This is a genomic window from Bradyrhizobium sp. CCBAU 51745, assembly GCF_028128715.1.
GTDB classification, from domain to species: domain Bacteria; phylum Pseudomonadota; class Alphaproteobacteria; order Rhizobiales; family Xanthobacteraceae; genus Bradyrhizobium; species Bradyrhizobium manausense.
This window is the reverse complement of sequence record NZ_LBJP01000072.1, coordinates 75,654-86,862: the sequence shown is the minus strand read 5'-3', so window position 1 is coordinate 86,862 and position 11,209 is coordinate 75,654. Positions and strand designations below refer to the sequence as shown.

Annotated in this window: 12 protein-coding genes; 5 read left to right on the top strand and 7 right to left on the bottom strand. The window is 65.8% G+C overall.

What is annotated here, in order from left to right; translation table 11 throughout:
* The first annotated feature begins 388 nt into the window (after window positions 1-388).
* A complete protein-coding gene (gene dapF / locus XH98_RS18110) occupies window positions 389-1,264 on the top strand; it encodes a diaminopimelate epimerase (RefSeq protein WP_271599590.1) in 876 nt (291 codons plus the stop codon).
* Window positions 1,264-2,517, top strand: a complete 1,254-nt coding sequence (gene mtaB, locus XH98_RS18105; RefSeq protein ID WP_271619460.1) for a tRNA (N(6)-L-threonylcarbamoyladenosine(37)-C(2))-methylthiotransferase MtaB — start codon at window positions 1,264-1,266, stop codon at window positions 2,515-2,517. The genes dapF and mtaB overlap by 1 nt, the downstream gene beginning before the upstream one ends.
* 149 nt (window positions 2,518-2,666) lie before the next feature.
* Here mtaB and XH98_RS18100 read toward each other — a convergent pair whose 3' ends face one another.
* Window positions 2,667-3,776, bottom strand: coding sequence for a DUF2336 domain-containing protein (locus XH98_RS18100; protein WP_271619459.1), 1,110 nt, complete (start codon window positions 3,774-3,776; stop codon window positions 2,667-2,669).
* Window positions 3,777-4,050: 274 nt separating this feature from the next.
* Complete coding sequence (locus XH98_RS18095; RefSeq protein WP_271599593.1) at window positions 4,051-4,752, bottom strand: RluA family pseudouridine synthase; 702 nt, start codon at window positions 4,750-4,752, stop codon at window positions 4,051-4,053.
* 60 nt (window positions 4,753-4,812) lie between these two features.
* On the opposite strand from XH98_RS18095, the gene ftsY reads away from it, so the two are divergent.
* The 3 genes from ftsY to XH98_RS18080 all read left to right on the top strand — a co-directional run bounded on the left by ftsY (window position 4,813) and on the right by XH98_RS18080 (window position 7,883).
* Window positions 4,813-5,757, top strand: coding sequence for a signal recognition particle-docking protein FtsY (gene ftsY / locus XH98_RS18090; protein ID WP_057740711.1), 945 nt, complete (start codon window positions 4,813-4,815; stop codon window positions 5,755-5,757).
* 146 nt (window positions 5,758-5,903) lie between these two features.
* The gene (locus XH98_RS18085; protein WP_057740713.1) at window positions 5,904-6,506 is read left to right on the top strand and encodes a septation protein A; all 603 of its coding nucleotides are present in this window, start codon (window positions 5,904-5,906) and stop codon (window positions 6,504-6,506) included.
* A 195-nt stretch (window positions 6,507-6,701) separates the two neighbouring features.
* Window positions 6,702-7,883: a hypothetical protein gene (locus XH98_RS18080; RefSeq protein ID WP_271619458.1), complete on the top strand. Its 1,182-nt coding sequence runs from the start codon at window positions 6,702-6,704 to the stop codon at window positions 7,881-7,883.
* Between the two features lie 41 nt (window positions 7,884-7,924).
* On the opposite strand, the gene XH98_RS18075 is transcribed toward XH98_RS18080, so the two are convergent.
* The 5 genes from XH98_RS18075 to ccmA form a co-directional block, all read right to left on the bottom strand.
* Entirely contained in the window at window positions 7,925-8,518 is a 594-nt protein-coding gene (locus XH98_RS18075; protein ID WP_271619457.1) for a DsbE family thiol:disulfide interchange protein, read from the bottom strand.
* Window positions 8,515-8,700 carry a heme exporter protein CcmD gene (ccmD, locus tag XH98_RS18070; RefSeq protein WP_271599596.1) on the bottom strand — a complete coding sequence of 62 codons (186 nt, stop codon included), beginning with the start codon at window positions 8,698-8,700 and terminating at the stop codon, window positions 8,515-8,517. The genes XH98_RS18075 and ccmD overlap by 4 nt, the downstream gene beginning before the upstream one ends.
* Complete coding sequence (locus tag XH98_RS18065) at window positions 8,697-9,482, bottom strand: heme ABC transporter permease (protein ID WP_271619456.1); 786 nt, start codon at window positions 9,480-9,482, stop codon at window positions 8,697-8,699. Before XH98_RS18065 ends, ccmD begins: the two co-directional genes overlap by 4 nt.
* Window positions 9,483-9,573: 91 nt before the next feature.
* Window positions 9,574-10,242: a heme exporter protein CcmB gene (gene ccmB, locus XH98_RS18060; protein ID WP_271619455.1), complete on the bottom strand. Its 669-nt coding sequence runs from the start codon at window positions 10,240-10,242 to the stop codon at window positions 9,574-9,576.
* A gap of 256 nt (window positions 10,243-10,498) precedes the next feature.
* Window positions 10,499-11,101, bottom strand: a complete 603-nt coding sequence (gene ccmA, locus XH98_RS18055) for a heme ABC exporter ATP-binding protein CcmA (RefSeq protein ID WP_271619464.1) — start codon at window positions 11,099-11,101, stop codon at window positions 10,499-10,501.
* Window positions 11,102-11,209 lie beyond the last annotated feature (108 nt).

The window sequence follows — 11,209 nt, the reverse complement described above, 5'->3', positions numbered from 1 at the left end:
CGAGGCCGACGGGGCCGGCGAGGAGCTTGCTGAGGCCGCGGGCGCCGGGCTCGGTGTCTGAGCCCGGGCGATCGACAGGCCCAGCGACAAGGCCGCTGCCGGGATCAGCGCGGCCAGAGCGAGACGACGAAACCTAATCATTCTATTCTCCCCAAGGCCTTAACCCAGAAGGCCTTAACCAAGAAGGCCTCAACGACGAAGGCCCTTACGAAGGCCAAATCCGGTCGCGCATCCCCCTCCGCGCGAGCTTTCGCCGTTCTAACACGCGAGCGCCAAATTCGTCCCATGACGTCTGCGTCATGGCAGACGGCCCGGCCCCGCGGGGCGCAAATCACTGGCCAAGGGACCTGGGATCACCATATAAGACGGGCGAAATTCGGGAATTTTCATGAGCGCGCTCGCCAACCATGCATTTGCCAAGATGAACGGCATCGGCAACGAGATCGTCGTTGTCGACATGCGCGATTCTGCCGGCCGCATCACGCCTGAAGACGCCCGCGCGGTCGCGTCCGCGCAAGGCGGCGTGCCCTATGACCAGCTCATGGTCCTGCAGAAGCCGCGGCTCGACGGCACCGAAGCCTTCATCAGCATCTACAACAATGACGGCTCCGAAGCCGGGGCCTGCGGCAACGGCATGCGCTGCGTGGTTCGCCGCATCTTCGAGAAGAGCGGGCAGACCACGGCGACCTTCCAGACCGCGGCCGGCCTGCTCAATGCCTGGCAGGGCCCGGCGCCGGATCTCTACACCGTCGACATGGGCGCGCCGAAGTTCGGCTGGCAGGACATTCCGCTGGCGGAGGAGTTTCGCGACACCCGCTACATCGAGTTGCAGATCGGGCCGATCGACAAGCCGATCCTGCATTCGCCCTCCGTGGTCAGCATGGGCAATCCGCACGCGATCTTCTGGGTCGACGACGTCAACGCCTATGATCTCGAGCGCTTCGGTCCGCTCCTGGAAAATCATCCAATCTTCCCGGAGCGTGCCAACATCACGCTCGCCCATATCGTCGATCGCGAGCACATCACCATGCGCACCTGGGAGCGCGGCGCCGGTCTGACGAGGGCCTGTGGCTCGGCGGCCTGCGCGACCGCGGTCGCAGCAGCGCGGTTGAAGCGCACCGAGCGCAAGGTCGAGATGACGCTGCCCGGCGGCAAGCTCGGCATCGAATGGCGCGAGCGTGACGATCACGTGCTGATGACGGGCACCGCGACCTTCGAATATGAAGGCCATTTCGATCCGGCGCTGTTCGCGCCGGTGGGCTGATGGCGGTCGACATCGTCACCTTCGGCTGCCGCCTCAACGCCTTCGAGGCCGAGGTGATCCGCAGCAAAGCGGAAGGCGCGGGCCTGTCCGACACCATCGTCATCAACAGCTGCGCCGTCACCAATGAGGCGGTGGCACAGGCACGGCAGTCGATCCGTAAGATGAAGCGTGAACGGCCGGGTGCGCGCATCGTTGTCACCGGTTGCGCGGCGCAGACGCAAAGCGCGATGTTCGCCGACATGGCCGAGGTCGATCGCGTCGTCGGCAATGACGACAAGATGCGAAGCGAAGCCTGGCGCGCGGCGCGCGACGCTTTCGGTCTTGGCACCGGCGAGAAAATCGCCGTCAGCGACATCATGTCGGTGAAGCAGATGGCGCCCCATCTCGTCGATGGCTATGCGAGCGGCCTGCCACGGGTGTTCGTGCAGGTGCAGAATGGTTGCGACCATCGCTGCACCTTCTGCATCATCCCTTATGGCCGCGGCAATTCACGCTCGGTGCCGATGGGCGCCGTGGTCGATCAGGTGCGCACCCTGGTCGAGCGCGGTCATGCCGAGATCGTGCTCACCGGCGTCGATCTCACCAGCTATGGCGCTGACCTGCCGGGCGCGCCGAAGCTCGGCGTGCTGACGAAGCAGATCCTGCGGCACGTGCCGGAGCTGAAGCGGTTGCGCATCTCCTCGATCGATTCGATCGAGGCGGACGCTGATCTGCTCGATGCCATCGCCGACGATGCCAGGCTGATGCCGCATCTGCATCTGTCGCTGCAGTCAGGCGACGACATGATCCTGAAGCGGATGAAGCGGCGGCATTCGCGGCATGATGCGATCGTGTTCTGCAATCAGGTACGGCGCCTACGCCCGGATATCGCCTTCGGCGCCGACATCATCGCGGGGTTCCCGACCGAAACTGAAGACATGTTTTCGCGCTCGCTCGATCTCGTCGAGGAATGCGGGCTGACGTTCCTGCATGTCTTCCCGTATTCGCCGCGTCCCGGCACGCCGGCTGCGCGGATGCCGCAAGTGGCAAGGCCCGTGATCAAGGAGCGGGCGAGGCAGTTGCGTGCAGCCGGAGAGGCGGTGTTGCGCCGGCGGCTGCAAACCGAGATCGGTGCGACGCGCGATGTGCTGGTCGAGAGCGAGAGCCTGGGGCGGACTGAGCACTATCTGCCGGTGGCTATCGCGGGCGAGCGCATCGGCAGTGTCGTGCGATTGGCGATCGCCGGCCGTGATGGCGAGCGGCTAACCACATAACAGGTGTCGTCGCCCGGCTCGACCGGGCGACCCAGTACGCCGCGGCCCCTCCGTATCCCACAGCCGTCTCTGGAATACTGGATCCCCCGCTTTCGCGGGGGATGACGGCGGAGTGTGGAGTGCGCAGTGAGCCCTCGAACTTGCGCCGGCTACGACGCCCGCACCTGCCAGAAGCGTAGCGTGCGCCTGGCATTCTCCGCCGTCATCCGCGCGAAATTGCCCTTCGCCCTCGCAACATCCGCCGGCTTCATCGCACCGGTGGCAAAGCGGCTTTCGAGCACGGCAACCGTCGTCTCCCAGCTCAGCAGCGCCGCCTTGCACGGCACCAGCAGGCCGTCTTCGCGCAGGCTCTGCATCAACGGACGGATCACCTCGACTGTCGATCCGGACAGTGCCGCCAGCGCGGCCACGGTTTCCTCGTAACGACGCTGTCGCGCGAAGTTCAGCAGTGTCGCCTCGTTGAGCTGGCCGGTCGCCTTGAGATTTCCGATCGCCCGCTTGGCGCCTTCGAAGTCGCGGACAGCAGACATCTCGCGCTCGATACCGACAGTGACGGCAGCGATCGCGTTCTGGATTTCCTCGAACAGATGCGGCGGCGCGCGCGACAGCAGCCGCGTACGCACGGCGTCCGTCGCCGAACGCAGCAACTGGCGGCGCAGATCCGAGGGCAGGTCGACGCGGACGCCGACGCTGACGGCAAGCTCGGGATCCGATTCGGCCTGGCCGACGATGATGGCAAAGCCGTTGCCGGAGACGCGCGCGCCCGGATTGGCGGCGAGACGTTTGCTGACGCTCGGATAGCGGCGCGCCAGCAGCGCGTCGGTGACGATCTCCTTCAGCCACCAGCGGCCGGCGACCGCGAGCAGATGCGGCTCGCTCTTGCTGGCGGCGATCTTCACCAGTTCGCCATCGTCGAGCCGGGCGGATTCCTGCAGCACGGGGCCGGCGATGCGGATCTCGTCATTGTTGGCGAGGCGGCGGATCACCGAGGGCGGTGCCTGTGCGATGGGCGCGAGCTGGGCGCTGATCTCGGCCAGCGCCACGCGCGCTGCGACGTCGGCGATGGCGCGCAGCTCGATGGTGCCGATCAGGCGTTCGAGCACGTCGTCGAACAGCGCGATCTGCTCGTCGTTGAAGCTTCCGGCGGAGGAGAGAAACAGGTCGGTGACGCGCCGGGCGGTCTCCATGCCCTTTTCCGCCGAGCCGGTCCGGATCGCGGATTCGACCTCGTCGATGATCGATAGCTGGGCCGTGGACATGACGTTGCTCGTCCTGAGCGGAATGACGGAAGCTTTTTCTAAGCGACCGTTATCATTAGAGGCGAGCCCTGAACGTTTCGTAAACCATGTGGAGAGCGCGCTGTTTCAGCGGGGCGTCGCGGCCGCGTCGGCGCGCTCCCTCCCCCGCTTGCGGGGGAGGGCCGGGGAGAGGGTGTCTCCGCAATGGGACAATCCCCAAGAGGAGAAAGCCCTCACCCGGATCGCTTCGCGATCCGACCTCTCCCGCAAGCGGGAGAGGTAGGCAACACCGCTGCTACTCCCCGTTCCAGCCGCAGGCGCGGAGTTTTTCGTGCATGTGGGGCGGGGCGGGCGCGACCACGCGGATCGGCTCCTTGTTCCGGGAGATCGGCACCACGATCTCGCGGGAATGCAGATGCAGCTTCGGCTCGCCGAAGCGCGGGCCGTTGCCGTAAATGTTATCGCCGAAGATCGGCCAGCCGGTCGCGGACGAATGCACCCGCAATTGGTGGGTCCGGCCGGTCACCGGTTCCATGGCCAGCCAGGTGAAGCCGTCGCCGCGGCCCATCACCTTCCAGTTGGTGATCGCCTTCTGTCCCTCGGGGTCGGGCTTCTGCCACCAGCCACGCTCGGCATTGAGCCGGCCGAGCGGCATGTCGATGGTGCCTTCGTCCTCGGCAGGGCCGCCCTCGACCACGGTCCAGTAGGTCTTGCCGATCTTGCCGTGCTTGAAGAGGAGGCCGAGCGAGGCGGTCGCCTTGCGATGGCGGCCGAGCACCAGGCAGCCGGAGGTGTCCTTGTCCAGCCGGTGGGCCAGCACCGGCGGTCGCGGCAGACCGAACCGGAGCGCGTCGAAGGAGTCTTCCAGATTGGGGCCGCCCTTGGGGCCGCGATGCACCGGTAGGCCGGCCGGCTTGTCGATGACCAGCATCAAGCCGTCGCGGTGGAGCACGCGGGCTAAAATCTCCTCAGTGGTCAATTCGGGAACATCGAGCAATTGCAAGTCTTTCGGTCAAGGCTTTCGTTTGGGAGCCGGAACGGCTAACACACCGCCACCATGAACGATACCACTGACACCCCCAAGCTGAGCTGGTGGCGCCGCCTGTCCAACGGGCTGAAGCGCACCTCGTCCTCGCTCGGGACCGCGGTCGCCGACCTCGTCACCAAGCGCAAGCTCGACCGCGCCATGCTCGACGACATCGAGGACGTGCTGCTGCGCGCCGATCTCGGCACGTCAGTCGCGGTGCGGATCGCGGATGCCGTCGGCACCGGGCGCTATGACAAGGCGATCTCGGCCGACGAGGTCAAGGACGTGGTCGCGACCGAGGTCGAGAAGGTGCTGGCGCCGGTGGCGAAGCCGCTCGAGATCGACACGGCCAAGAAGCCGTTCGTGATCCTCGTGGTCGGCGTCAACGGCTCCGGCAAGACCACGACCATCGGAAAGCTCTCGCAAAAATTCGCCTCCGAAGGCCGCAAGGTGATGCTCGCCGCCGGCGACACCTTTCGCGCCGCCGCGATCGAGCAGCTCAAGGTCTGGGGCGAGCGCACCAAGACGCCTGTGATCGCGGGCGCGCAGGGCTCGGATTCGGCGAGCCTCGCCTTCAATGCGCTGACCGCGGCGAAACAGCAAAACATCGACGTGCTCCTGATCGACACCGCCGGCCGGCTGCAGAACAAGGCCGAGCTGATGAACGAGCTCGAGAAGGTCGTGCGTGTCATCCGCAAGGTGGACGCGACAGCTCCGCATGCGGTGCTGCTCGTGCTGGACGCCACCGTCGGCCAGAACGCGCTGTCGCAGGTCGAGGCCTTTCATCGCACGGCGGGCGTCACCGGTCTCGTCATGACCAAGCTCGACGGCACCGCGCGCGGCGGCATCCTGGTGGCGCTTGCCGAGAAGTTCAAACTGCCGGTGCACTTCATCGGTGTCGGCGAAGGCGTCGACGATCTCGCGCCGTTCACCGCGCGCGATTTCGCCCGCGCCATCGCCGGAATCGAATCGTAGGTTTTATTCGTCATCCCCCGCGAAGGCGGGGGATCCAGTATTCCGAGGCGCCCGTGGTCTACAAGCGGCGGCGCAGCGTACTGGATGCCTCGCCCCATTGCGCAATTGCGCACAAGGCGGGGCATGACAACAACAAAGGTCAAGGAATGGACAAGACCCAGCCGCATCCGCTGTTCAAGCTGGCGACCGAGCTCGGTCCGCTGCTCGTGTTCTTCTTCGTCAATGCGAAGTTCAATCTGTTTGCTGCAACCGGCGCCTTCATGGTCGCGATCGTGGCGGCGATGGCTGCCTCCTATGTGGTGACGCGGCACATTCCGATCATGGCGATCGTGACCGGCGTGATCGTGCTGGTGTTCGGCACGCTGACCCTGGTGCTGCACGACGAGACCTTCATCAAGCTCAAGCCGACCATCATCTATGGCCTGTTCGCCACGATCCTCGGCGGCGGCCTGTTGTTCGGCCGCTCCTTCATCGCGGTGATGTTCGATCAGATGTTCAATCTGACCCCGCAGGGCTGGCGCATCCTCACGCTGCGCTGGGCGCTGTTCTTCGCCGGCATGGCGGTCTTGAACGAGATCGTCTGGCGCACCCAGAGCACGGACTTCTGGGTGAACTTCAAGGTGTTCGGTGTTACGCCCATCACGATGATCTTCGCCATCGCCCAGATGCCGCTGACCAAGCGCTATGGGATCGAGCCGGTGTCGCTGGAGACCAGCGAGGCCGAAGCGGGGGATATCAGGAAGGGCTAGCGCCGGCCCGGTTCCCGCCTGCTAACGGCAACCGAGCCTGTTCACGCGCGCGCTCCGGATCGGGCGGCGGTTCCGGCCGGTTCCTTCATTGCTCTGTAACCGCAACCTGAAATTATTCAGCGCCTTGCCTTGCCTGAAGGGCCGAAGGCAGTAGCCTTTCTCATAAAGAATGGTGGCACGCCGGAGGGCCCGGTGGTGAGCGCAAAACAGGACCACACCGCTGAACATCTGATCCAGTACCTTCGGCAACTCGCTCCGCAGGTCCGGCGCCGCCTGCTTGCCGAGCTGGAGCGGCTACATTCCCTCGGCGAAGACATTCCGCATTCCGAGCCATTGATCGCGGCGCTGCGTGCCGAGTTTCGCAACACGGGCCAGAATCATTATCGGGTCGGAAATCCCTCGCGCTACTTCTTCGAGCCGCTCGAGCCGGTCCTGGTCGACAGGGCGCCGGAGCGGGCCAATAGCGGCCAGATCGCCCGCGGATCGCTCGCGCCGATCTGGAGCCTCGTGACGGAGCAGATGCTGCGCAGCATGGCCGCGGACTACATCGCCAAAGCGACGGATGTCATCTCGGCCGCCAGGCAGCACGAGGCGCGGCAGATGGCCCAGGCGTTCCAGAAGAAGGTCCTGATCTCCCTCAGCGGCCTGCTTGGTTCGGCCGAGGGGGCTGCCAGCATTCGCGATGGGCTGATGGCCTATACCAGCGCGCATGCGACGTTCGACGACCTCAAGAAGATGCTGCGCTACCTCGACATGCAGCGGGAGCTTGCGGAGTTTGGCCGGGCGCTCGCGCCGAAGATTGCGCGGCTCGAGGGCGCCAGCCTTGACAAGGTCCTTGGCCTTTTGACCGCGCTCAAGGCGAAGCGTGTCGATGCCGTGCCGTTCGCGCTCACGATCCTCGCAAGACGTCTGGAAATCCCCTGGGAGCTGCTGTCCGTCGCGACCGCTCCGGCCGGTGACCGGACCGCAGCGCGGATCGCAGCGTCCCCCTTCGCGGTTGCGGTTTCAATGGTGCTCGATCAGATCGAGGAGAAGCATCTCCTCCTGTTGTTTGCGCTCAGGAACAACCGCCCGGTACGCGCCAGGGAGATCGTTGGCGAGATCTACCGGATCGAGGAGACACTGAGGACTGAGATCGAGCTCAAAGGGTCCGTCTGGGCCCAGCACCTGGATGACCTGATGAGCGCCGTCCAGACCGCCATCGTTGCGGAGATCCGCACCATTCCGGGCGATCACCGCCACCTGACGCATATTCTGGAATCGCCGCGGTTGCGACCGGACCATTCCCTCGGTCACAAGGTCGGCCATATGTTCGAGAAGGGCTGGGATGTCGTGGCCGGGCTGCTTGCAGGCCACACGGATCAATCGTCGCGATGATTCCGTGAGCTCAGCCCGCGGAGAGCTCATCGGCGAAATCGTCAGCTTCCGGCTTTGAGCGCCTTGTCGAGTTGGGGCAGGAGCACGGCTTTCAGATTATCCGGCGTGATCGGGCCGACCAGCTTGTAGACGATGGTGCCTTCAGGGCCGACGACAAAAGTCTCCGGCACGCCATAGACGCCCCATTCGATCGAGGCGCGGCCATTGGCGTCGACGCCGACGCGGCCGAACGGATTGCCGTAGCGGCCGAGGAAACGGCGGGCGTTGTCGGGCGTATCCTTGTAGTTGATGCCGACGAGCTGGAAGCGCTTGTCCTTGGCAAGTTCGCTCAGGAGCGGCGCTTCATCATGACAGGGCACACACCAGGACGCCCACACATTGACGAGGCTGACCTTGCCCTTGAATGCGGAGGGATCGAAGCCCGGCACCTGCACATTGTCGGCCTGCAATCCCTCCAGCGGCGGCAGCGTGGTCTGCGGTGCGGGGTGGCCGATCAGCGCGGAGGGAATTCGCGAGGGATCACCGCTGCCGAGCCGGAACCAGAACAGCACCGCAAGTCCGACGAAGGCGAGCAGCGGCAGCACCATCAGGAAGGTGCGGCGCTGCGGAGGTGCGGACGTGGTTTGATCGCTCATGGTGCATCCACTGCGCTGCGGGCCGAGCGGCGCGTGACCCCGCTGCGCTCGAGCTGGCGCAGCCGCTCCGTCTGATTGCGATAGTCGATGATGACCCAGCCGATCAGGAGCGCGACCACGAGGGCCGCTGCCGCGTAGGATGTCACAATGAAGGGCGCGTAAGGTCCGAGCGACATCGTCATGCGGCGCCTTTTGACGCGTTTTCTTCACGCGAACCGGTACCCACTCCGCTCGAAAACGCTACGCGGCTCGCCTGCATCATCTGCAGGGAGCGCACGCGCCGGCGCAAAATCTCATTGCGCATCGCGGCCAGGTGCAGCGTGACGAACAGCAACGTGAATGCGACGGCCATCACCAGGAGCGGAACCAGGAACGCCTTGTCGAGCGTCGAGCCGCCCATGCGCATCACCGAAGCCGGCTGGTGCAGCGTATTCCACCAGTCGACCGAGAATTTGATGATCGGAAGATTGAGCGCGCCGACCAGCGTCAGCACGGCGGCAGCGCGCGCCGCGCGCGAGGGATCTTCCACCGCCCGCCACAGCGCCATCAGCCCGAGATACATCAGGAACAGGATCAGCACCGAAGTCAGTCGCGCATCCCACTCCCAATAGGTGCCCCACATCGGCCGGCCCCACAGCGAGCCGGTGAGCAGCGCGAGGAAGGTGAAGCTGGCGCCGATCGGAGCTGCGGCTTTCGCTGCGACATCGGCGAGCGGATGCCGCCACACCAGCGTGCCGAGCGAAGCGACGCTCATCACGCCCCAGACGAACATCGACAGCCACGCATTGGGCACGTGGATGAACATGATCTTCACGGTCGCACCCTGCTGATAATCGTCGGGCGCGTATGCGGATTGATAGAGGCCGATCGCGAGCAGGACGATGGTCGCGGCCGCGAGCCACGGCAGCACCCGCGCCGAGAGCGCGAGGAACCTGGTGGGGTTGGCGAGGTCGATCAGCGACATTGTATCCTGATAAAGCACCCGGGACTGCTCACGCAATCAGCATGAAAGCGCGCGGCGAAAGTTGATCGGGGTCAAGGCAACCGAGCTCGTTTCAATCCAGTCCATGTTTCAGGCTCGCCGCCGCCGCGAACGGGCCGATCACGAGGCTGACCAGCGACAGCGCGCAGAGGATCGAGAACGGCGCGCCGAACGACAGCGGTCCCGTGATCGCGGCCTGCGAGGCCGCAACGCCGAAGATCAGCACGGGAATCGACAGCGGCAGCACCAGCACGGCCATCAGCAGCCCGCCCCGATGCAGCGTCACCGCCAGCGCCGCGCCGATCATGCCTGTGAAGGTCAGGGCGGGGGTGCCCGCCAGCAGCGTCAGCGCCACCGCAGCCGTGGCGACCATGTCCAGGTTGAGCAGCAGCCCGAGTACGGGGGTTGCAACGATCAGCGGCAGGCCGGCGGCCAGCCAATGCGCCAGCGCCTTGGCGGCGCAGGCCAGTTCCAGCGGCGTCCGGCTCATCGTGATCAGGTCGAGCGAGCCGTCCTCATGGTCGGCCATGAACAGCCGGTCGAGCGTCAGCAGGCTGGCCAGCAGCGCCCCGAGCCACAGGATCGCCGGCCCCAGCCGCGACAGCAGCGCCAGGTCCGGCCCGACCGCGAACGGCATCAGGACGACGACGGTCAGGAAGAACAGCACGCCAATCAACGCCCCGCCGCCAACGCGGAGCGCGATCTTGATGTCCCGGCGGATCAGGGCGGCGAGGGCGGTCATGCGGGGCCCCCGGCGGTTGCGAGACGGCCATGAGAGCCCGGCTCGCGCCCCGCGCACGCTGCGCTCCCTCCCCCCTTGGGGGGGAGGGTTGGGGAGGGGGGTAGCCCAGGAAATGGTGCACTTGAGAGCAAAGAAGAACTTCGGTCGACCGAGCGAGTCCCCGTGCGGTACCCCCCTCCCTGACCCTCCCCCACAAGGGGAGAGGGAACGCAGAGAGCCGAACTCGGCCGCTTGGAAAGCTGAGGGTTGGACCTTTTCACACCATCCCCCCGATCCGCAGCTCCCGCGCGTCGATCCCCAGCGGCCCATGGGTCGCCGCGATGATCATCCCGCCGCGCGCCAGATGCTCCCGCATCAGCCCGCTGAACATGTCCTGCCCGGCCGCATCCAGCGCATTGGTCGGCTCGTCCAGCAGCCAGATCGGCCGCCGCACCGTCAGCAGCCGGGCCAGCGACAGCCGGCGGCGCTGGCCGGCCGACAGGAAGGCGGCGGGCAGATGGGCCGCGTGGTCGAGGCCGACAGTGGCGAGGCTTTCAGCCGCGTCGCCGCGCTCGCCGCCGAGAAATTCAGCCCAAAATGACAGATTTTCAGTCACGCTCAGCGCCGGCTTCAGGGCATCGCGATGGCCGAGATAGTGGCACTGCTCGGGCAACGTCATGTCGCCGTGGCCACCGTCCAGTGCGATCTTGCCACCGGCCGGAATGAGCAGGCCCGCGATCAGCCGCAGCAGCGAGGTCTTGCCCGATCCGTTACGGCCGACCACGGCCATGGCCTCGCCGGCAACTGCCTCGAAATCGAGCCCGGAAAACACCTCGCGGCCGCCGCGCACGCAAGTCACGCCGCGTCCGGCCAGCTGCATCTTGACTGGGACCAACCCGTTCACAGCCGGGCCTCAGGAAATCTTGGGGTAGCGCATCAGAATTTTTGGCTCGCGGCTTGCTCGGTCCTGTTGTGGCTGTGGCGGCGC

Coding starts and splice junctions, on each gene's coding strand:
- ccmB (WP_271619455.1), bottom strand. CDS start 10,242: ATGACCGCCCTCGCCGCCCTGATCCGCCGGGACATCAAGATCGCGCTC.
- XH98_RS18065 (WP_271619456.1), bottom strand. CDS start 9,482: ATGTCGCTGATCGACCTCGCCAACCCCACCAGGTTCCTCGCGCTCTCG.
- ccmD (WP_271599596.1), bottom strand. CDS start 8,700: ATGACGATGTCGCTCGGACCTTACGCGCCCTTCATTGTGACATCCTAC.
- XH98_RS18075 (WP_271619457.1), bottom strand. CDS start 8,518: ATGAGCGATCAAACCACGTCCGCACCTCCGCAGCGCCGCACCTTCCTG.
- ftsY (WP_057740711.1), top strand. CDS start 4,813: ATGAACGATACCACTGACACCCCCAAGCTGAGCTGGTGGCGCCGCCTG.
- XH98_RS18085 (WP_057740713.1), top strand. CDS start 5,904: ATGGACAAGACCCAGCCGCATCCGCTGTTCAAGCTGGCGACCGAGCTC.
- mtaB (WP_271619460.1), top strand. CDS start 1,264: ATGGCGGTCGACATCGTCACCTTCGGCTGCCGCCTCAACGCCTTCGAG.
- XH98_RS18100 (WP_271619459.1), bottom strand. CDS start 3,776: ATGTCCACGGCCCAGCTATCGATCATCGACGAGGTCGAATCCGCGATC.
- dapF (WP_271599590.1), top strand. CDS start 389: ATGAGCGCGCTCGCCAACCATGCATTTGCCAAGATGAACGGCATCGGC.
- ccmA (WP_271619464.1), bottom strand. CDS start 11,101: ATGCAGCTGGCCGGACGCGGCGTGACTTGCGTGCGCGGCGGCCGCGAG.